Source organism: Amycolatopsis rhabdoformis (assembly GCF_035918295.1).
Classification (GTDB): domain Bacteria; phylum Actinomycetota; class Actinomycetes; order Mycobacteriales; family Pseudonocardiaceae; genus Amycolatopsis; species Amycolatopsis rhabdoformis.
Genome location: NZ_CP142149.1, coordinates 2,479,412 through 2,498,775, shown reverse-complemented (window position 1 = coordinate 2,498,775; position 19,364 = coordinate 2,479,412). Strand labels below are relative to the sequence as shown.

The window sequence follows — 19,364 nt, the reverse complement described above, 5'->3', positions numbered from 1 at the left end:
CAGTGGCGCGACCGGCCCGGAATCTCACCGGAGTTCCTCTGCACCGCGCGGTGCTCACTCAAGGTAATCGGAGCTCGCGACCAGTGTCAATATGACCTCTTTGTTGGTATGACCACACTAGTCGGCACACGATCCCACGAACCCGAGTGATCGTTCCCGCTCCTCGGCCCGGAACGCGATCGCCACCAGCACGTCACCCAACCGGCCGAGCACCACGGCCGCGTCGGCCGGCGCTTCGCGCGCCGCCCGCCGGGACATCGCCCGCGCGAGCTTGAGCAGCCCGGCCGCCGCGCTCAGCCCGCCGAGCACCTCGAACCCGCGCGGCACCGCGACCGGGCCCAGCTCCCGAGCCGCCCGCCACAACCGGGGCAGCTCGGGCACCGCGACCCCGGCCGCGAGGGCGTCCTGCAGTTCGAGCAGCTCGTACTGCACGTCGAGCAGCATCGCCTCGTCGGCGGCCGGCAGCGTGCACGTGGACACCGCCGCCCCGATCGCCGCGTTGGCCTCCTCGACGGCCTCGCTCGCCGCGCTCACGGCACCATCCACGACAGCACGGGCGTGGATTGCAGGTACACGAGCACGCACATCAGCGGCACGAACACCGCCGACGCCGCGAGCACCCGCCGGAACAGCAGGCCCTCCTTGCCCGCGAGCCCCACGGCGCTGGCACCGATCGCCAGGTTCTGCGGGCTGATCATCTTCCCGAGCACCCCGCCGCTGCTGTTGGCCGCCGCCATCAGCGTCGGCTGCAGCTGCGCACCGTGCGCGGCCGCCACCTGCAGCGCGCCGAACAGCGAGTTCGACGACGTGTCCGACCCCGTCACGGCGGTGCCGAACCAGCCGAGCAACGGCGACAGCAGCGCGAACAGCCCACCCGCACCCGCGAGGAACAGCCCGAGCGTGGCCGTCTGGCCCGACATGTTCATCACGTACGCCAGCGCCAGCACCGCCATCACGGTCAGCCCCGCCGTGCGCAGCTGCACGATCGTCTGCCCGTACGCCCGCACGGCTTCGCGCAGCGGCACTTTCAGCAGGAACGCCGACACCACCCCGGCGATGAACAGCACCGTGCCGCTGTCGGCGAGCCAGTCGAACTTGAACGACACCAGGCTCAGCGGTTTGCCCTCGGCCGTCGCGATGTGCAGGCCGGGCCAGCTGAACGTCTTCGTCGTGGTGGCCAGCGCCGCGGCCACCACCGGGATCGCGGCGATCGAGAACAGCACGATGATCGTCGCGTACGGCGCGAAGGACCGCAGCTGCTCGCCCCGCGAGTCCACGACCGTCCGCTCGCGCACCACCGTGGCCGCGGCCACCGCACCACCGGACGGCACCGCGCCGGCCCCCGAGCCGTCCGGCACCGGCTGCCCACCGCCGGCACCGGGTGCGCGGTCGTCGGCCGAGTCTTTGCGGGGCTGCCAGAACCGCAGCAGCACCAGCACGGCCGCCGCGGACACCAGCGAAGCCGCGATGTCGGTGAGCTGCACCGGGCCGAAGTTGGCCATCAGGTACTGGACCACCGCGAAGCTCACGCCGCACACGAGCGCGGCCGGCCACGCCTGCCGCAGCCCGCGCCTGCCGTCGAGCACGATCATCAGCACCAGCGGCACGATGAGCGCGAGGATCGGCACCTGGCGCCCGGTCATGGCGGCGAGGTCGTCGAGCGGCAGCCCGGTCACCTTCGCGAGCGTGATCACCGGCAGCGCCACGGCACCGTAGGCGACGGGCGCGGTGTTGGCGATCAACGCGATCGTGGCCGCCTTCAACGGTTTCAGCCCCACGGCCACGAGCATCACCGAGCAGATCGCCACCGGTGCGCCGAAGCCGGCCAGCGCCTCCAGCAGGGCACCGAACGAGAACGCGATGATCACGCCCTGCACCCGCTGGTCGTCGCTGATCTTCGCGAAGGTGCGCCGCAGCACGTCGAAGTGCCCGGACACCTTCGTCATCTGGTAGATCCACAGGGAGTTCAGCACGATCCACAACGCGGGGAACAAGCCGAACGCCGCGCCTTCCAGCGCGGAGTCGAGGGCCGGGCCGGCGGGCATGCCGTAGACCGCGATGGCGACCACGATCGAGAGCGCGAGCGCGATCACCGACGCCAGCCAGGCGCGGACGCGGAACACGCCCAGCAGCACGAACAGCACCAGCAGGGGCAGGGCGGACAGGACGGCGGACCAGCCGAGGCTGCCGCCGAGTGGCGCGGGTACCTGTGTGTACACAGGTCACCTCCGGGACTCTCGTCGTTGAGAGGGGGTGGGGTGGTGAGAGGGGTGGGGACTGGAACCGGGCTCGTCAGAACACCGGGGTCTCGGTGTAGGAGCCGAAGACATCACGCAGCGCGCCGGTGATCTCTCCCATGGACAGGTGTGCCTTCACGGCCTCGATCGTGGCCGGCATGAGGTTCGCCGCCGGGTCGGCCGCCACGGCGAGCAGGTGCTCCATCGCCGCTTTCGCCCGGTCCGGATCCCGGTCGGCCCGCACCTGCTCGAGGCGCGCGAGCTGCCGGGCTTCGGATTCCGGGTCGAGTTGGTGGGTCTCGATCTTCTCGCCGTCGCCGGAGTCGACGTAGGAGTTCACGCCGATCACGGGCCGGTCGCCGCTGGCCTTGCGGCGCGCGTAGTCGTAGGCGGTGTCGGAGATCTCGCGCTGGAAGAAGCCCTGCTCGATCGCCTCGACCACCCCGCCGAGCTCTTCGATCTTCGTGAAGTAGTCGTGGATGCCCTGTTCGAGACGGTCGGTGAGGTTCTCCACGTAGTACGAGCCGCCGAGCGGGTCGATCACGTTCGGCACGCCGGTCTCGTGCGCGATGATCTGCTGCGTGCGCAGCGCGACTTTCATCGCCTGCTCGCTCGGGATCGTGTACGCCTCGTCGAGCCCGTTGGTGTGCAACGACTGCGCGCCGCCGAGCACGGCCGAGAGCGCCTGCAGCGCGGTGCGGATGATGTTGTTGAGCGGCTGCGGTTTCGTGAGCGTGGCCGCAGCCGTCTGCGCGTGGAAGCGCAGCCGCATCGACTGCGGGTTCTTCGCGCCGAAGGTCTCCTTCATCATCTTCGCGTAGAACCGCCGCACCGCCCGGAACTTGGCGACCTCCTCGAAGAGGTCCGCCTGGCTCACGAAGAAGAACGAGAGCCGCGAGGCGAACTGGTCCACATCGACGCCGGTCGCGACCACGTCCTCCACGTAGGCCTTGGTGATCGCCATCGTGAACGCGATCTCCTGCACGGCGTTGGCCCCGGCCTCGCTGATGTGGTAACCGGAGATGTTCACCGGGTTGTAGCGCGCCATGTGCTCGCTGGCGTAGACCACGGTGTCGCGCACGATCCGCATGCTCGGCCGGACCGGGAACACCCATTCCTTCTGCGCCACGTACTCCTTGAGGATGTCGTTCTGGATCGTCCCCGAGAGCTTGTTCAGGTCGTAGCCCCGTTGCTCGGCCACGGCCACGTACATCGCGAGCAGGATCCACGCCGACGGGTTGATCGTCATCGACACGCTGATCTTCTCGAGGTCGATGCCGTCGAACAGCGCCTCCATGTCGGGCAGCGTGTCGATCGCGACGCCTTCGCGCCCGACTTCGCCGAGGCTCATCGCGTCGTCGCTGTCGAGGCCCATCAGCGTCGGCATGTCGAAGTCCACCGACAGCCCGGTCTGGCCCTGGGCGATGAGGTACTGGAAGCGCTTGTTGGTCTCCTCGGCCTGACCGAAGCCCGCGATCTGGCGCATCGTCCAGGTGCGGCCGCGGTACATCGTGGGATACGGGCCGCGGGTGTACGGGTAGCGGCCGGGCAGGCCGATGTCGTGCCAGTCCGCCGGCAGGTCGGCCGGGGTGTACACGCGCTGGGTCTCCAGGCCGCTGCCGGAGCGGTACACGTCGCGGGACTCGGGCTGGCGGTTCACGAACGCCGCGAGCTCGTCACCCTCCCAGCCTTCGAGCTCGCGCGTGACCGCCTCCACGAGCGCCTCGGTCGTGAGCGGGGCGGGATCGTGCTCGTTCACCACAGTTCCTCCTCGTCGGTCGTCTCGCCCGGGCGCCCGACCAGCCGGCGGGCCGCCGACAGCGGGTCGGTCTCCCGCGCGGTCACGGCGTCCACAGCGCGGTCGAACGCGGGCACGCCGGGGCGCAGGCCGTCGAGCACGAGCTGCTCGGCGACCCACCGGATGCGGGTCGCGCTGTTGCGCCGCGCGCGTCGTTCGCGTTCGCCGTGCTCGGTCATCCACGCCAGGTGCGCGGCGAAGCGCTCGGCCAGCTCGGGCACGCCGTCGCCGGTCCTGGCCACGGTCTCCTGGATCGGCACGTTCCACTGGTGCGGCTTGCGGTGCGTGAGCCGCAGCATGTCGCGCAGCTCGGCCACGGTCTTCGCCGCGCCTTCGCGGTCGGCCTTGTTCACCACGTGCACGTCGGCGATCTCGAGCAGGCCCGCCTTGATCGCCTGCACGTCGTCACCCATGCCCGGCACGCTCACCACGGCCACGGTCTGGGCCGCGCTGATCACGTCGACCTCGGCCTGCCCCACCCCGACGGTCTCGAGCACCACCACGTCCTTGCCGGCGGCGTCGAGCACGGTGATCGCGTCGAGGGTGGCGCGCGAGAGCCCGCCGAGCGCGCCGCGGGTGGCCACGGACCGGATGAACACGCCCTCGTCGCCCGCGAGCCCGGTCATCCGGATGCGGTCGCCGAGGATCGCGCCGCCGCTGAACACACTGGACGGGTCCACCGCCAGCACGCCGACGGTCTTGCCGGCCTTCCGGTAGTGCTCGGTCAGCGACTTGACCAGCGTGCTCTTGCCGCTGCCCGGCGGCCCGGTGAGGCCGAGGACGTGGGCATTGCCCGCTTTGCCGTGCAGCTCGGCGAGCGCCTCATCGACGCCGGTGGTGCGCCGCTCCACGAAGGTGAGCATCCGCGCGATGGCCGGGTGCTCCCCCGCGAGCACCCGCCCGACCACGTCGCCCGGGGTCTTCACGACCCACTTCCGAGGCGGCGCAGCAGGTCGCGGTCGTCGATCACCCGCCGCGCCTTGAACTCGGTGCGGTCGAACGTCTTGTACTCCACCGGCACCACGTGCGCGCCCACGCCGAGCGCGCGGCGCAGCTTGTCCTCGATGGCCCGGGCCCAGCCGTCCAGCGTGGACTCGGCGACGCCGCGGTGTTCCACCTGCACGGCGAGAGTGTCCATCGTGGACTTACGGCTGATCACGATGCGATGCTCGCCGCCGTAGCCCTCGGCGGCCATCACCACGTCGTCGATCGCGCTCGGGTACACGTTCTCGCCGCGCACGGTGAACATGTCGTCGATGCGCCCGTAGATGCCCTGCGGCAGGAACGGGTACGTACGCCCGCGGTCGGCCGAGGGCGCCTCCCAGCGCGTGAGGTCGTTGGACAGCAGCCTGATCATCGGCTGGCTGGTGCGTTCGAGCGTGGTGTACACGGGCGTGCCTTCGCGGCCGTAGTCCACGCGGTGGTGGTCCACCGGGTCGCACACCTCGGTGTAGACCAGGTCCTGCCACGCGAACACACCCGGCTCGTGGTTGGCCGCGCCGAGGTGCATCCACGGGCTGACCTCGGCCATGCTGCCGGAGTCGTAGACCTCGGCGCCGAAGGCCGCCTCGATCCGGCCGCGAATGGTGGGCACGCTCGCGCCGGGCTCGCCGGAGAAGAACAGCTTGCGCAGCCCCAGATCCGCCGGGTCCACGCCTTCGTCGGCCGCGACTTCGGCCAGGTGCAGCGCGTAGGACGGCGTGCCGTAGAAAACGGTGACACCCATCTGCTTCATCCACATCACCGTGCGCGCGGTCTGCCCGGGCGTGCCGGCACCGAACGGGAACACGCGAGCGCCGAGGCGTTCCGCGCCGGTGTAGGCGCCCCACGAACCCCAGTAGAGGCTCAGCGGCGAAGCGACCAGCACGGTGTCGGTCTCGCGGATGCCCATCCCCCACATCACGCGGGCGTGGGCGTTGGCGACGCTGCGCCAGTCGCGCTCGCTGATGCCGAACGCGGTGGGCCGCCCGGTGGTGCCGGACGTGCCGTTCACGTGCTTGACCTCGCTCGGGTCCACGGCGAGGTAGCTGCCGAACGGTTCGTGGGCCGCCTGGTCGGCGCGCAGCTCTTCCTTGCGCACCACCGGAACCTTCTCGAAGTCCGCCAGATCGCGGATGGCCGACGGATGGATCCCCGCCTCCTCCCACTTGCGCCGGTAGAACGGCGCGTGGTCCCACGCGTAGGCCATCACCTCGCGGATGCGGGCCAGGATCGCCTCGTCACGCTGCTCGGCCGGCATGGTCTCGCGGTGCGGGAACCAGTGCGCCTGCCCGGCCGGCGGGCGGTAGGTCTCGTCGTAGCGCGGCGGCCAGGTCCACTGCTCCATGGACTGCGCTGACGACGCTGATTGCGCCGACCGTGCTGCCTGCGCCGGCTCGGTCGCCCGGTGCATCGCGTTCATCGGGCCTCCTCCCCCGCGGCGGCCAGCTCACGGATGCGCTCGACGATCGTCTCCGGGGTCGTGTCCTGGCCGAGCACCTCGGCGACCCCCATCTTCTTGAGCGTCTCCTCGTCCTCGTCCGGCATCACGCCACCGGCGACGATCGCGAACCCCGGCCGGTCGGGCATCGCGTCGATCAGCTCGAAGATGCGGGTGAAGATCGGCAGGTGCGCGCCGGAGAGCAGGCTGACGCCGAGCACGTCGACGTCCTCCTGCACGGCCGCTTCGAGCACTTGCTCGGGGCTGCGGTGCAGGCCGGTGTAGATCACCTCCATGCCCGCGTCGCGCAGGGTCCGCGCGACGACCTTCACCCCCCGGTCGTGGCCGTCCAGCCCGATCTTGGCCAGCATCACCCGGATCGGTTCGCCGCCGCTCTCACCCACCGTGTCCACACCTCGCCTCATGCCCTGCGTTCCAGATGGTCGTGCCTTGCATGTGGTCTGACCATAGAAGTGGGCGCACGGTTTGTGCAACCCTGGGCGTGGCTGTACGACCGTGGGAGCCGGCACCAGGCAGCAGGAAGGCGGACCGTGACCGAGACGAGAACCGTGCTCGCGCGCAGGCAGGGCGCGATCGCCAGGCTCACCGTGAACCGGCCGGAGGCGCTCAACGCCCTGGACCTGCCCATGATCCGGGCGATGACCACGGCGCTCGACGAGTGGGAGACCGACCCGGCGGTGACCGCCGTGGTGCTCGACGGCGCGGGTGATCGTGCCTTCTGCGCGGGTGGCGACATCGGCGTGGTCCACGCCTCGGCCGTGGGCGATCCGGCGGTCGCGCTCACGCTCTGGCGCGAGGAGTACCGGCTCGACGCCCGGCTCGCGCGCTACCCGAAACCGGTCGTCGCGCTCATGGACGGCATCACGATGGGCGGCGGGATCGGCATCGGCGCGCACGCGGCGGTGCGGGTGGTCACCGAACGCTCGGTGCTCGCGATGCCGGAGGTCGCGATCGGCCTCGCACCCGACGTCGGCGGCGCGCTGCTGCTCGCTCACGCGCCGGGCGAACTCGGCACGCACCTCGCGCTCACCGCCGGCCGCGTCCGCCCGGCCGACGCGGTCCACTGTGGACTCGCGGACCACCACGTGCCCGCTGATCGGCTGCCCGCGCTCGTCGACGACCTCGCCGCCGGGGCACCGCCCGAAACCACCACGAAGAAGTACGCCGAAGATCCCGGCCCCGCACCGCTCGCGGCCGCCCGGTGCTGGATCGACCACGCCTACCGCGACGCGGCCACCGTCGAGGACGTGCTGTACCGCCTCGACGCGATCGGCGAGCCGGTCACGCGCGAGGCCGTCGCCGCGATCACCGCCGCCGCGCCCACGGCGCTGAAGGTGACGCTGCGCGCGGTGCGCAACGCCCGCGCGATGACCTCGATCGAAGCGTGCCTGCGGCAGGACTTCCGCCTGTGCGGCCGGTTCCTCGCCCACCCCGACCTGGCCGAGGGCATCCGCGCGGCGATCCTCGACAAGGACCGCGCCCCACGCTGGCGGCCGGGCACGCTGGCCGAAGTGGACGACGCGGACGTCGCCGCGTTCTTCGCCCCGATCCCCGACGAACTCGACCTGCCGGAACCCGGTCACCTGCTCCATCCGTAGCAGGCCACATTGTGGTCTGACCACCGCTGTCTTAGGCTGCGAAGGATCGGGCGCACGGACGGCCAGACCACCGTGCCCCCGGTCCGACAACGCGGTCGAGGAGGCGGTCCGATCGATGGGTCAACCGGACAACGTGCGCTACCTGGGGTCACCGGGCCAGGCGCTGGCCGGGATCCAGGACTGGATCCTCACCGCGCGCCTCGGCGCGGGCGACCCGCTGCCCGCCGAGCGCGATCTCGCCCGCGCGCTCGGGGTCGGGCCGGCGCACGTGCGCGAGGGGGTGCGTGCGCTGGAAGCGGCGGGGGTGCTCGAACCGGCGCCGGGCGGCGCCGCGGCCGCCGTGGTGTCCGGCGAGCCGGCCGGCGCCCTGCACAAGCTGCTGCGCCTGCACGTTTCGCTGTCGCGCTTCGCCACCGGTGATCTCATGTCGATCCGCCTCGAACTGGAACGCTCGTCGGCGGCCCGCGCGGCGCGGTCCGTGGCGCCCGCCGACCTCGCGCGCCTGCGGGAGGTCACCGAGAAGATGGGCCGGCCCGGAGTGACCCGAGGGCACTTCCGTGAGCTCGACTCCGGCTTCCACCTCGGCCTCGCGCGGGCCGCGCACAACGACCTGGCCGCCGTGCTGCTCGCCTCGCTCGGCGACGCCGTCGGCGACGAGATGACCGCCGGCTACGCCCGGACGGCCGACTGGCCGGCCACCGCGCGGCAGCTCGCGACCGAGCACACCTGGATCCTCGACGCGATCGAATCCGGCGACGCGGATCGCGCGTCGGCCGAGGTGACGCGGCACATCGCCGGGTTCTACGGACTGCGCGCCGGCTGAGCGGTTCCCCGGAACCCCTTGCGGGGCATAGGGTCTCCCCAGGATTCCCCGACGAGCCGGTTTCGTCCGCACCAGCACCGCCGCTGGACGGACACCGCCCGGACGAGCACTGGAGGACGCATGTCGTTGCTGGCCGAGCTGAGCGCGGCGATCACCGGAGGTGGCATCGAGGTCGTCGACCTCACCGCTCCCCTGACCTCGAGCACCCCGATCCTGCAGCTGCCCGAGCCGTTCGCGAACACGATCCCGTTCCGGCTCGAGGAGATCAGCCGCTACGACGAGCGCGGCCCGCGCTGGTACTGGAACGACATCCACACCGGTGAGCACACCGGCACCCACTTCGACGCGCCCGTACACTGGCTGTCCGGAAAGGACGGTCTGGACGTGTCGCAGGCACCGCTGACCACGCTCGTCGCGCCGGCGGTGGTGCTCGACGCGTCGGCGAAAGCCGAGGGCAACCCCGACTTCCTGCTCTCGATCGACGACGTGCGCGAGTGGGAGTCCGAGCACGGCGCGCTGCCCGCCGGCGCGTGGCTGCTCTACCGCAGCGGCTGGGACGTGCACTCGAGCGACCAGGACGAGTTCCTCAACGCCGACGAGACCGGCTCGCACACCCCCGGCATCTCGCCGGAGTGCGCGAAGTGGCTGGCCGAGGAGACGCCGATCGTGGGCCTCGGGGTGGAGACCGTCGGCACCGACGCCGGTCAGGCACCCGGCCTCGACCCGGCCTTCCCGTGCCACGAACTGCTGCTCGGCGCCGGCAAGTTCGGCCTCACGCAGCTGCGCAACCTGGCCGGCCTCCCCGCGACCGGCGCCATGCTGGTGATCAGCCCGCTGCCGATCGTCGGCGGTTCGGGCAGCCCGGCGCGGGTGCTCGCGCTCGTCGAGCGTGGCGCGTGAAGGTCGCCGAACTGGTCGGGCGCACGCTGGCCGACCTCGGCGCGGGTATGGCCTTCGGAGTGGTCGGGAGCGGCAACTTCGAGGTGACCAACGCGCTGCGGGCGGCCGGCGTGCGCTTCGTCGCCGCGCGGCACGAAGGCGGTGCCGCGAGCATGGCCGACGCGTTCAGCCGGATGAGCGGCCAGGTCTCGGTGCTGAGCCTGCACCAGGGCTGCGGGCTCACGAACGCGATCACCGGGATCACCGAGGCCGCGAAGAGCCGCACGCCGATGGTCGTGGTGACGGCCGACGCCGCGGCGGCGGCCGTGCTGTCGAACTTCAAGATCGACCAGGACGCGCTCGGCGTGGCCGTGGGCGCCGTGGCCGACCGGGTGCATTCCGCGGACTCCGCCTTCACCGACACGATCCGCGCGTTCCGCACCGCCCGTGAGCAGAGCCGCACGGTGGTGTTCAGCCTGCCGATCGACCTGCAGGCGCAGGAAACCACCGCGTACGGCGAAGTGCCGGAGGTGTCCGGCCCCGCACCGATCCGGCCGGAATCCGCCGCGACGGACGAGCTGGCGGAGCTGCTGGCCGAAGCGCGGCGCCCGGTGTTCATCGCCGGGCGCGGCGCGCGCGGCCAGGCCACCCCGCTGCGGGCGCTGGCCGACGTGACCGGCGCGCTGCTCGCGACCTCCGCCGTGGCCAACGGCCTCTTCCACGACGACCCGTGGTCACTCGGGATCAGCGGCGGGTTCTCCTCGCCGCTGACCGCGGAGCTCATCACCGGCGCCGACCTGGTCGTGGGCTGGGGCTGCGCGCTGAACATGTGGACCACCCGCCACGGCCGCCTGCTCGGCCCGCAGGCCCGGCTCGTGCAGGTGGACCGCGAGCAAGCCGCGCTCGGCGCGCACCGGCCGGTGCACCTCGGTGTGGTCGGCGACGTCGCCGCGACCGCCGTCGACGTGCTCGAACTGCTCGAAGCCCGCGGGCACAAAGCCGACGGCTATCGCGGCCCCGAGCTCGCCGCGCGCCTGGCCGCCGAGGTGCGCTGGAACGACGTGGCCCACCTGGACCGCTCCGGCGAAGGGCGCATCGACGCGCGCACGCTCAGCGCCCGGCTCGACGAGCTGCTGCCGGCCCGGCGGATCGTGTCGATCGACTCGGGCAACTTCATGGGTTACCCGAGCGCGTACCTGTCCGTGCCCGACGAGAACGGGTTCTGCTTCACGCAGGCCTACCAGTGCGTGGGTCTCGGCCTCGGCACGGCGATCGGCGCCGCGCTGGCCCGGCCCGACCGGCTGCCGGTGCTCGGCGCCGGCGACGGCGGCTTCCACATGGCGATCTCCGAGCTGGAAACGGCCGTGCGGCTGCGGTTGCCGCTCGTGGTGATCGTGTACAACGACGCCGCCTACGGCGCGGAAGTGCACCACTTCGGCGACGCCGACCTCGACGCGGTGCGCTTCCCCGACACCGACATCGCGGCGATCGCCCGCGGGTTCGGCTGCACCGGCGTCACCGTGCGCGCGGCCGAGGATCTGGCCGACGTCACCGAGTGGCTCGCCGGCCCGCGCGAAACCCCGCTGGTGATCGACGCGAAGGTCGCCGACGACGGTGGCTCGTGGTGGCTCGCCGAAGCTTTCGGCCACTGAGTACGGGAACCTCGACCGGCCTGTTCGGACAGTGCGGTCCGACCAGGCCGGGGGTCAGTGTCGGCTGCCGGTCCGCGCCGCGATCCGCGTGAGCAGCGGCCGGGGCAGCAGCTTCCCCAGCACCGCCGCCGTCTTGTAGCGGACGTCGGGCACGCTCACCGCCGTGCCGCGGCGGAAGTCGCGGATCGCGGCCGCCACCAGGGTTTCGCCGTCGAGCCACAGCGATCGCGGGATGCCGCTGGTGTCCATTCCGGACCGTTCGTGGAACTCCGTGCGCACCCAGCCCGGGCACAGCGCCATCACGTGCACGCCGCTGCCGCGCACTTCCTCGCGCACGCTGTCGCTGAAGGTGACGACCCAGGCTTTCGACGCGCTGTAGGTGCCACGTGAGAAGAACGCCGCGACCGAGGCCACGTTGATCACTCCCCCACGCCGTCGCGCGAGCAGGCCCGGCAGCGCGGCCTTGGTGATCCGCAGGACCGCTTCGCAGTGCACGCGCAGCATGTCCAGCTCGGCCGCGACGTCCGTGTCGAGGAAGTCGCCGCGCTGCCCGAAGCCGGCGTTGTTCACCACCAGGTCCACGGTGGCCACGCGCTGCTCGACGCGGGTGATCCCGGCGTCGGTGGCGAGGTCGGCGGCCAGCACCTCGACCGGCACGCCGTGCTCGGCGCGCAGTGCGGCCGCGGTCCGTTCGAGCCGATCGGCATCGCGGGCCACGAGCACGAGCCCGAACCCGTCGGAGGCGAGCCGGCGCGCGAACACCGCGCCGATTCCGGCGGTCGCGCCGGTGACGAGGGCTTCGGGCATGCGCGGCAGTCTAGGCCCGGTGATCACCAGGTCATCGGCAGCCGGGCGATCGAACCACCCACCTGGTCGCCCTGCTCCCCGCCCAGCATGGGGATCTCGCCGAACGGGACGGTGAGGCGCAGGTCCGGCATCCGCCGCAGCAGCGCGGCATACGCGGCCCGCAGCTCGACCCGGGCCAGCGGCGCGCCGATGCAGTGCGAGAGGCCGTAGCTGAACGCCGGGTGCGGATTGGGGCGGCGGCCGACGTCGAAGCGTTCGGGATCGGGGAACACGCGGTCGTCGAACCCGGTCGAGTAGTGGTCGCACAGCACGAGGTCGCCGGCGCGGATCACCACGCCGGCCACCGCGATGTCCTCGGCCGCGTAGCGCGGCACGCAGGACTCGGCGACCCGGCCGACGCGCAGCACCTCTTCCACCGCGGTGTCGAGCAGCCGCGGATCGGCGCGCACGCGGTCGCGTTCACCGGGGTGCCCGGCCAGCAGCGCGATACCCGCGCTGAGGTTGCTGGGCGTCACGAGGAAGGAGAAGCTCGCGAGCGCCAGCAGCCCCGCGACATCGTCGTCGTCCGGGATCACCTCGCACAGCGTCGACGCGAGATCGTCGCCGGGGCTCACGCGCTTGCCGGCGGCGAGGCGGCGCAGGTAGGCGTACAGCTCGTCCAGCGCCGCCGCGGCCGTGTGCTCTGCGTCGACTTCGCCGGCGCCGAGCAGCAGCGCGAGGAAACCGCCGGAATCGGGCACGCCGACGAGGTCGCACAGCACGCGGAACGACAGTGGCAGCGAGAAGTCGTTGTGCAGGTCGGCCGGCGGGCCGGCCGCGAGCACCTCGTCGATCTGCTCGTCGACCAGCACGGCGACGCGACCGGCGAGACGCCGCATCTTGCGGCCGGTGAAGTGCGGCACCAGCGCGGCGCGGATGTCGCCGTGGCGTTCCCGCGCCGCGGCCGGCTCAGCACCGGACACCGCCAGGTCGAACATCGGCGTGCGCACGTACCGCGGCCGGGCCGCCGGATCGGGGTGCGTCTTGCCCAGCCTCGGGTCCAGCAGCAGCTGCCGCAGCTCGGCCAGCCGGGTGACGAGCCAGGCGTCGTCGCCCGCCGGCGTGCGCACCCGCGCCACCGGGCCGGTGTCGCGCACCGCGCGCAGCACCGGATCCAGCTCGCCCAGGACCAGGTTCCCGCATTTCAGCACGGGTGTCTCCACCGCCGGCTCCCTCCGGTCATGATCACTTCACGGTAGGTGCGCCCGACTGCGGGAAACCCCAGCGATCCGGTCAGCGGGACGACACCCCGATCGTGAAAGGTGGCGCTGCGGCGGCGGTGCGGGAGAAGTCGGTAGCCTGGCCCCGTGGTCGACCCCATCCCCCGCGGTTCCGCCGAGAGTGACCCCGAACGTCCTGATCAGGACGGTGAGGGCGAGTCGTCCGGTTCGGACGGTCGCGGACGCAAGGCACGCAAGAAACGTCCGTTCTGGCAGGAACTGCCGATCCTGCTCGTGATCGCCCTCGTGCTCACGATCCTGATCCAGCAGTTCGTGGCCAAGGTCTTCATGATCCCGTCGGAGTCGATGGAGACCACCCTGCACGGCTGCACGGGGTGCTTCGGCGACCGCGTGGTCGTCGACCGGGTCACCTACGACTTCACCGACCCGTCGCCGGGTGACGTGATCGTGTTCCGCGGCCCCGGTCCGTGGACCGAGCACGAGATCGCGCCGCAGGAGTCCACCAACATCTTCGCGAAGGTGGGCCGCGAAATCGGCTCGCTGGTCGGCTTCGCGCCTCCGGACGAGCAGGACTTCGTGAAGCGCGTGATCGCCGTCGGCGGGCAGACGGTGCAGTGCTGCGACCCGCAGGGCCGCGTGATCGTCGACGGCAAGGCGCTCGACGAGCCCTACGTCCACTGGGTCGACCCGAACAACCCGGTGCAGGACTCGTTCGCCCCGGTCACCGTGCCGCAGGGCAGCCTCTGGGTGATGGGCGACAACCGCAACGACTCGTGCGACTCGCGCTGCCAGGGCGGCGGTGGCATCAACGGCACGGTGCCGGTCGACGACGTGATCGGCAAGGCGCGCTTCATCGTGCTGCCGCCGTCACGCTGGGGCGGGGTCAGCGACTTCGACGCGCAGGACTCGGCGACGCCGGTGGCGCTCGGCGCGCCGGCATGGCAGCAGGGCATGCCGCTCGGCGCCGGTGTGGCGCTGGCGGTGCCCACGCTGTTCCTCGGGCGCCGGACGCGGGAAGCGCTGCGCAAGCGGCGCCGCGGCTGATCTCCGCGCGCGTTCGCCAGGAGAGAACCCGGTCATCCGGCGACAATCCGGCCCGAAGCAGGCGGGTCCGAACGCGAACGTGATCGCGGCGCGCACCGGTCCACGCCGTGGCGGTGGTCGGCCGGGTGACCACCGGCGCAGTAGGGTCACGCGGCGTGGAGAGCGTGCGCGAGAGCTACGACCGCGAGGCCGCCGAACAGTGGTTCCGGCGGCGCGGCCTGCCGTCGGTGGTGCGCGGGCGCCCCGCACACCTGCTGGTGCGGATCGTGCCCGCCGAGGTGTTCGTGGTGCTCCTGCTGGTGTTCACCACGGCCACCGACGTGCTCGACGGCGGCACCGACGACGAGTTCGCGCGGCGCATGGACCAGACCTGGTTCGCCCTGCTCTACCTCGCCGTGCTGCTCGCGTACGTGGTGGTACCGGCGGTCGGCGCGTGGCTCGCGGCGCGGTGGGTCCGGCGCCGGGTGCCCGCGCGCCGGGGCACGCCGGGCGCCCTCGCGGTGGCCCTGGTCTTCCTGGTGCTCAACCCGATCGTCGACGCCATCGCCCCGCCGCACGACTCGCTGCCGGTCGGCGTGCTGGAGATGCTCGGGCTGCTGGTGCTGCTGTTCGCCGCGGCGTTCTTCGGCGGCGGCTCGATCCTCGGCTGGGCGCTGCGGTCGGCCTTCCGCCAGCTCGGGCGCCTCGGTGATCTCACGTCACGGGCGTTGCCGCTGCTCCTGCTGTTCACCGTGTTCGGCTTCTTCACCACCGAGATCTGGCAGGTGACCGCCGACCTCACGCGCCACCGCGTGTGGCTCGTGGTCGGGCTGTTCTCGGTGATCGCGGTGCTGTTCCTGGTGTCCACGCTGTCGGACGAAGTCCGCTCGCTGACCAAGACCGGCAAGGCCCTCGAACCGGCCCCGCTCGACGGCACGCCGTTCGCGTCGTGCACCGGGCCCGCGCCGGACCGGCAGCCGCTCACGAAACTGGAACGGGCCAACATGGTGCTCGTCCTGCTGCTCACGCAGATCCTGCAGACGCTGGTGCTCTCGGTGCTCACGTTCGTGTTCTTCGTGGCGTTCGGCGTGATCACCGTGCGCGCGCCGGTGATCAAGGCTTGGGTGGGCCACGATCCGACGCCGGGCACGCTGTTCGGCATCCAGGTGCCGATCGCCAACGAGCTGCTGCAGGTGTCCCTGTTCATCGCCGCGTTCTCGGCGTTGTACTTCGCGGCCGGCGCGGTCACCGACTCGACCTACCGCAGCTCGTTCTTCGAGCCGCTCGTGCGCCACCTCGGCACGAGCCTCACGGCCCGCGACCACTACCTCGCGCGCTTGCCGGTGCGCGGCTGAGCGCGCAGCCCTTCGATCACGAGGTGCAGCAGGCGGTCCGGCAGGCCCGGGTCGTCCGGCGCGTCGTCGGCGGCCCGGCCGATCGCGCCGGCGAGCCGCAGGAGATCGGGCACCGTCGCCTCACGACGGGCCGCGCCCGCTCGCTGTGCCCGGCCGAGCAGAGTTTTTCCGCTCTGTTCAACAGGAATTCGCGAAGTCGCGGTCGGCCGGTCCGACGCCAGGGCCTGCCAGGCTCGGTGGCGCTCGACCACCGCGCGCAGCCAGGTGCCGAGCGCGGCGAACGGGTCGGCCTCGCGGGCGAGCTCGCGGCCGAGGTCCAGCAGCGCGTGCACCTCACCCTCGAACACGGCCTCGAGCAAGTCTTCGCGACGCGGGAAGTGCCGGTAGAGCGTGCCGATGCCGACTCCGGCGCGGCGCGCGATCTCTTCGAGCGACGCGTGCGTACCGTCGGCCAGGAACGCCGCCCGGGCCTCGGCCACGAGCCGCTCCCGGTTGCGGCGCGCGTCGGCCCGCAGCGGGCGCTCGGTCACGCGGCGATTTTCAGGTGGTGGCTGAGATCCCCGGCCAGCGCCACGTGCGGGCGCCGTTCGACGAAACGCCAGCTTCCGTCCGCGCGTTCGAACCGGTCGTCGTAGTACCCCGAGGCGATGGGCTGCAGCGGCAGCCCGGGCACGGCCTGCAGCGCGGTCCAGTAGCTGTGGGCCGTGGCGGTGCCCGCGGCTTCGTCGACCTCCACGCGGACGTTCGTGGTGAGGTGGCGGGTACGCGGGGTGCCGTCGGGGTAGACCACGAGCGTGTCGCGGAAGTAGCGCTCCACGGCGGCGCGGCCGGTCGCCGGCGCGCCGCCCGCGAACGTGCCGTGGGCGAACAGCTCGCCGACGGCGGCGAAATCGCCTTCGTCCACGCGCGCGGCGTAGGTGAAGATCAGGTTCTCGATGGCGTGGTGTGCGGTCATCGGTCAGCTTCCTGCGTAGCGGAGGGGTGCCTCCGGTCCACTATACGGAGGTAGGACTCCTTTTCGCCACCGTCGTGCCATGATCACGGAAAACCGTTGGCGCGCAGGGGAAATTCACCACGTGCCAGAGGTGTGCGACGTGGTAGGTTCGGCCGGGATCGCGATCCCACGACGGACTCCGGGGGCTTCACACATGTCCATCGTCATTCCCAGTTTCGACGACTCGGTCATCGTCCGCTCCGGCGACGCCGAGGTGATCGGCCGCGCACCCACCACCGTCCGGCTGCTCGCCGACAGCAGCGCCACGGGCGGCGCGCTCTCCACCATCCAGGTCGAGCTCAAGGACGGCGCCAACGGCGCGGCGCCCCACCACCACTCCGGCTCGGCCGAACTGTTCTACGTCCTCGGCGGCACCGTGCAGGTCCTCTCGGGCGACACCGTCGTGACCGCCGAGCGCGGTGACCTCGTGGTGGTGCCGCCCAGCCTGACCCACGCCTTCGCCGCCGCGCCGGGCGAAGACGCCGACCTGCTCATCGTGATCGCCCCGGGCGTCGAGCGCTTCGAGTACTTCCGCCACCTCGAACGCATCGCCTACGGCAAAGCCGCTCCCGAGAGCCTCCTCGAGGTCCAGGAAATCTACGACACGTACTTCAGCGCGAGCCCGGCCTGGGAAGCGGCGCGCACGGTCTGAGCGTCGCGGCCGCGGTCACCGAGCGGCCAGCACCGCCGCGAGACCGTGCTGCAGGTCCTTCACGAAGTACTCGGGCACCTCCAGCGACGGGAAGTGTCCCCCGGACTCGGGTGCGTTCCAGCGGACGATCCGCCGGTACCGCTCCTGTGCCCAGGCGCGCGGGTACTTCTCGATGTCACGCGGGTACATGGTGATCGCCGTCGGCACGTCCACGCGGAGTTCCGGGTCCAGCGAGTTGTGGCTCTCGTAGTAGATGCGGGCCGCCGAGGCGCCGGTCCGCGTGAGCCAGTACAGGGTCACGTCGTCGAGCACGCGGTCCCGCGAGATCGTCTCGAACGGGCTGTCCTCGGTGTCGGACCACTCGGCGAACTTGTCGAGGAGCCAGGCCAGCAGCCCGACCGGTGAGTCGACGAGCGAGTAGCCGATCGTCTGCGGCCGGGTCGCCTGCTGCTTCGCGTACGCAGCGCGGTGGTGCCAGAACCGATGGGTCTCCTCGGTCCACGCACGCTCGACCTCGGTCAGCCCTTCCGTGGTCAACCCGGGCGGCCCCTCCGCGAAAGTGCTGTGGATGCCGAGGACGTGCTCCGGGAACCGGCCGGCGAGCACCGTGGTGATGTTGCCGCCCCAGTCGCCGCCGTGGGCCGCGAACTCGTGGTAACCGAGCCGGCCCATCAGCTCCACCCACGCGGCCGCGATCTTCTCGGTCCCCCACCCGGTGGTGGCCGGCTTGTCGCTGAACCCGAAGCCGGGCAACGACGGAGCCACCACGTGGAACGCCGGCGCGTCCGCGTCGGCCGGGTCCGCGAGCTCGTCCACCACGTCGACGAACTCGGCGACACTGCCCGGCCAGCCGTGCGTGAGGATCAGCGGAACGGCGTCCGCGCGCGCGGATCGGCGGTGCAGGAAGTGGATCCCCAGATCGTCGATCGTGGTGCGGAACTGACCGATCCGGTCGAGGTGCGCCTCGAATGCCCGCCAGTCGTACCCGGTGCGCCAGTAGTCCACCACGTCGACGAGATCCGTGAGTGGAACGCCCTGGTCCCACCGGCCGGCGCCGGCCGCGCCGCGGCGCACCGTCTCGGCCTCCGGCAGCCGCGCGGCGGCCAGCCGCGCCCGCAGCTCGTCGAGGTCGGCGTCGGTCGCGTGGGCTTCGAATGCGTGCACTTCGCTCGTCGGGCGGGGCATGAGACCTCCTGGCCATTGCGGAACCGGCTAAGCTGGTTCTAACACGTCCGGACACCGGCGGGCAAGCACTCGGCCGATACGCTCGTCGCAGCGCTGGCCGGGGCTAAGGTGGTTCCATGCGAGCTGAGTTTCCCGATTTCCGCCTCGGCAGCGTGCTGGCGACCAGCTTCACGGCCACGCTCACGGAGCGGCGTGGTGAAGCCGTGGAGCGCATCCCCACGCCGCAGCGGCTGGTCGACTGGCTGGCCGTGAGCGGCCTCACCGTGGACTCGTGCACTCCCGAGCAGCTCGACCTCGCCCGGGAGCTGAGGGAGTCGATCCACGCGGCCGCGACGGCGACCGCGCTCGGGCACGCGCTTCCGGCGTCGGCGGTCCGCGTGATCAACGAGCGCAGCGTCGAGGGCCGGGCCGCGGCCGTCCTGACGCCCGAGGGCAGTCGTCAGTGGCGGCTCGGTTCGGCGTCGTCCGTGGAAGACGCGCTCAGCGTGATCGCGGCCGACGCGATCGGCATCATCGCCGGGGAACGCGACGGAAGAATGGCGTTGTGCGGCTCACCGACCTGCCGCGCCGCGTTCTTCGACACCAGCCAGAGCCGCACCCGCAAGTGGTGTGACATGAACACCTGCGGGAACAAGCAGAAGAAGGCGCGCTTCACCGCCAACCAGCGCAAGAGCGCCGACAGCTGACCCGAAGGCCACTGC

The 19,364-nt window shown here is 71.7% G+C and carries 19 protein-coding genes; 8 read left to right on the top strand and 11 right to left on the bottom strand.

All coding sequences use genetic code 11. The annotated features are described in order from the left end of the window. Positions 1–117: 117 nt before the first annotated feature. The 6 genes from VSH64_RS11725 to VSH64_RS11700 form a co-directional block, all read right to left on the bottom strand. Positions 118–534, bottom strand: coding sequence for a hypothetical protein (locus VSH64_RS11725; protein WP_326835579.1), 417 nt, complete (start codon positions 532–534; stop codon positions 118–120). Then, positions 531–2,219, bottom strand: a complete 1,689-nt coding sequence (locus tag VSH64_RS11720) for an L-lactate permease (RefSeq protein WP_326835578.1) — start codon at positions 2,217–2,219, stop codon at positions 531–533. Before VSH64_RS11720 ends, VSH64_RS11725 begins: the two co-directional genes overlap by 4 nt. A gap of 73 nt (positions 2,220–2,292) precedes the next feature. Further along, complete coding sequence (locus tag VSH64_RS11715) at positions 2,293–3,996, bottom strand: methylmalonyl-CoA mutase family protein (RefSeq protein WP_326835577.1); 1,704 nt, start codon at positions 3,994–3,996, stop codon at positions 2,293–2,295. Then, positions 3,993–4,961, bottom strand: coding sequence for a methylmalonyl Co-A mutase-associated GTPase MeaB (gene meaB / locus VSH64_RS11710; protein WP_326835576.1), 969 nt, complete (start codon positions 4,959–4,961; stop codon positions 3,993–3,995). The genes VSH64_RS11715 and meaB overlap by 4 nt, the downstream gene beginning before the upstream one ends. Further along, positions 4,958–6,436 carry a phenylacetate--CoA ligase family protein gene (locus VSH64_RS11705; protein ID WP_326835575.1) on the bottom strand — a complete coding sequence of 493 codons (1,479 nt, stop codon included), beginning with the start codon at positions 6,434–6,436 and terminating at the stop codon, positions 4,958–4,960. The genes meaB and VSH64_RS11705 overlap by 4 nt, the downstream gene beginning before the upstream one ends. Next, entirely contained in the window at positions 6,433–6,858 is a 426-nt protein-coding gene (locus VSH64_RS11700) for a cobalamin B12-binding domain-containing protein (protein ID WP_326835574.1), read from the bottom strand. Before VSH64_RS11700 ends, VSH64_RS11705 begins: the two co-directional genes overlap by 4 nt. 147 nt (positions 6,859–7,005) lie before the next feature. On the opposite strand from VSH64_RS11700, the gene VSH64_RS11695 reads away from it, so the two are divergent. The 4 genes from VSH64_RS11695 (at position 7,006) to VSH64_RS11680 (ending at position 11,427) form a co-directional block, all read left to right on the top strand. Beyond that, on the top strand, positions 7,006–8,073 hold the full coding sequence (locus VSH64_RS11695) for a 3-hydroxyisobutyryl-CoA hydrolase (RefSeq protein WP_326835573.1): 1,068 nt from the start codon (positions 7,006–7,008) through the stop codon (positions 8,071–8,073). 115 nt (positions 8,074–8,188) lie between these two features. Continuing rightward, positions 8,189–8,896 carry a FadR/GntR family transcriptional regulator gene (locus tag VSH64_RS11690; protein ID WP_326835572.1) on the top strand — a complete coding sequence of 236 codons (708 nt, stop codon included), beginning with the start codon at positions 8,189–8,191 and terminating at the stop codon, positions 8,894–8,896. Positions 8,897–9,016: 120 nt separating this feature from the next. Then, the gene (locus VSH64_RS11685) at positions 9,017–9,796 is read left to right on the top strand and encodes a cyclase family protein (RefSeq protein WP_326835571.1); all 780 of its coding nucleotides are present in this window, start codon (positions 9,017–9,019) and stop codon (positions 9,794–9,796) included. Next, positions 9,793–11,427, top strand: a complete 1,635-nt coding sequence (locus VSH64_RS11680; RefSeq protein WP_326835570.1) for a thiamine pyrophosphate-binding protein — start codon at positions 9,793–9,795, stop codon at positions 11,425–11,427. Before VSH64_RS11685 ends, VSH64_RS11680 begins: the two co-directional genes overlap by 4 nt. Before the next feature lie 54 nt (positions 11,428–11,481). Here VSH64_RS11680 and VSH64_RS11675 read toward each other — a convergent pair whose 3' ends face one another. Together VSH64_RS11675 and VSH64_RS11670 are read right to left on the bottom strand one after the other, a co-directional pair. Further along, positions 11,482–12,234 (bottom strand): SDR family NAD(P)-dependent oxidoreductase, encoded by a 753-nt coding sequence (locus tag VSH64_RS11675; RefSeq protein ID WP_326835569.1) that lies wholly within the window; start codon positions 12,232–12,234, stop codon positions 11,482–11,484. Positions 12,235–12,257: 23 nt separating this feature from the next. After that, positions 12,258–13,436, bottom strand: coding sequence for a cytochrome P450 (locus tag VSH64_RS11670; protein ID WP_326835568.1), 1,179 nt, complete (start codon positions 13,434–13,436; stop codon positions 12,258–12,260). 144 nt (positions 13,437–13,580) lie between these two features. Between VSH64_RS11670 and lepB the strand changes: the two genes are divergently transcribed. After that, complete coding sequence (lepB, locus tag VSH64_RS11665; protein WP_326835567.1) at positions 13,581–14,498, top strand: signal peptidase I; 918 nt, start codon at positions 13,581–13,583, stop codon at positions 14,496–14,498. A 155-nt stretch (positions 14,499–14,653) separates the two neighbouring features. Next, entirely contained in the window at positions 14,654–15,832 is a 1,179-nt protein-coding gene (locus tag VSH64_RS11660) for a hypothetical protein (RefSeq protein WP_326835566.1), read from the top strand. Here the strand turns inward: VSH64_RS11660 and VSH64_RS11655 are convergent. Continuing rightward, positions 15,802–16,362: a TetR/AcrR family transcriptional regulator gene (locus VSH64_RS11655; protein ID WP_326835565.1), complete on the bottom strand. Its 561-nt coding sequence runs from the start codon at positions 16,360–16,362 to the stop codon at positions 15,802–15,804. The two genes, VSH64_RS11660 and VSH64_RS11655, sit on opposite strands and share 31 nt — an antisense overlap. Further along, positions 16,359–16,787 (bottom strand): nuclear transport factor 2 family protein, encoded by a 429-nt coding sequence (locus tag VSH64_RS11650; RefSeq protein ID WP_326835564.1) that lies wholly within the window; start codon positions 16,785–16,787, stop codon positions 16,359–16,361. Before VSH64_RS11650 ends, VSH64_RS11655 begins: the two co-directional genes overlap by 4 nt. Before the next feature lie 193 nt (positions 16,788–16,980). Here VSH64_RS11650 and VSH64_RS11645 point away from each other — a divergent pair, with 193 nt between their 5' ends. Continuing rightward, positions 16,981–17,478: a cupin domain-containing protein gene (locus tag VSH64_RS11645; protein WP_326835563.1), complete on the top strand. Its 498-nt coding sequence runs from the start codon at positions 16,981–16,983 to the stop codon at positions 17,476–17,478. 15 nt (positions 17,479–17,493) lie between these two features. On the opposite strand, the gene VSH64_RS11640 is transcribed toward VSH64_RS11645, so the two are convergent. After that, positions 17,494–18,663 (bottom strand): epoxide hydrolase family protein, encoded by a 1,170-nt coding sequence (locus VSH64_RS11640; protein ID WP_326835562.1) that lies wholly within the window; start codon positions 18,661–18,663, stop codon positions 17,494–17,496. Positions 18,664–18,779: 116 nt separating this feature from the next. Here VSH64_RS11640 and VSH64_RS11635 point away from each other — a divergent pair, with 116 nt between their 5' ends. Continuing rightward, positions 18,780–19,349, top strand: a complete 570-nt coding sequence (locus tag VSH64_RS11635; protein WP_326835561.1) for a CGNR zinc finger domain-containing protein — start codon at positions 18,780–18,782, stop codon at positions 19,347–19,349. Positions 19,350–19,364: the final 15 nt, after the last annotated feature.

Bases quoted from the DNA above. Each gene is read 5' to 3' on its own strand.
- VSH64_RS11705 (WP_326835575.1), bottom strand. From the start codon at position 6,436: ATGAACGCGATGCACCGGGCGACCGAGCCGGCGCAGGCAGCACGGTCG.
- VSH64_RS11690 (WP_326835572.1), top strand. From the start codon at position 8,189: ATGGGTCAACCGGACAACGTGCGCTACCTGGGGTCACCGGGCCAGGCG.
- VSH64_RS11685 (WP_326835571.1), top strand. From the start codon at position 9,017: ATGTCGTTGCTGGCCGAGCTGAGCGCGGCGATCACCGGAGGTGGCATC.
- VSH64_RS11675 (WP_326835569.1), bottom strand. From the start codon at position 12,234: ATGCCCGAAGCCCTCGTCACCGGCGCGACCGCCGGAATCGGCGCGGTG.
- VSH64_RS11650 (WP_326835564.1), bottom strand. From the start codon at position 16,787: ATGACCGCACACCACGCCATCGAGAACCTGATCTTCACCTACGCCGCG.
- VSH64_RS11645 (WP_326835563.1), top strand. From the start codon at position 16,981: ATGTCCATCGTCATTCCCAGTTTCGACGACTCGGTCATCGTCCGCTCC.
- VSH64_RS11640 (WP_326835562.1), bottom strand. From the start codon at position 18,663: ATGCCCCGCCCGACGAGCGAAGTGCACGCATTCGAAGCCCACGCGACC.
- VSH64_RS11635 (WP_326835561.1), top strand. From the start codon at position 18,780: ATGCGAGCTGAGTTTCCCGATTTCCGCCTCGGCAGCGTGCTGGCGACC.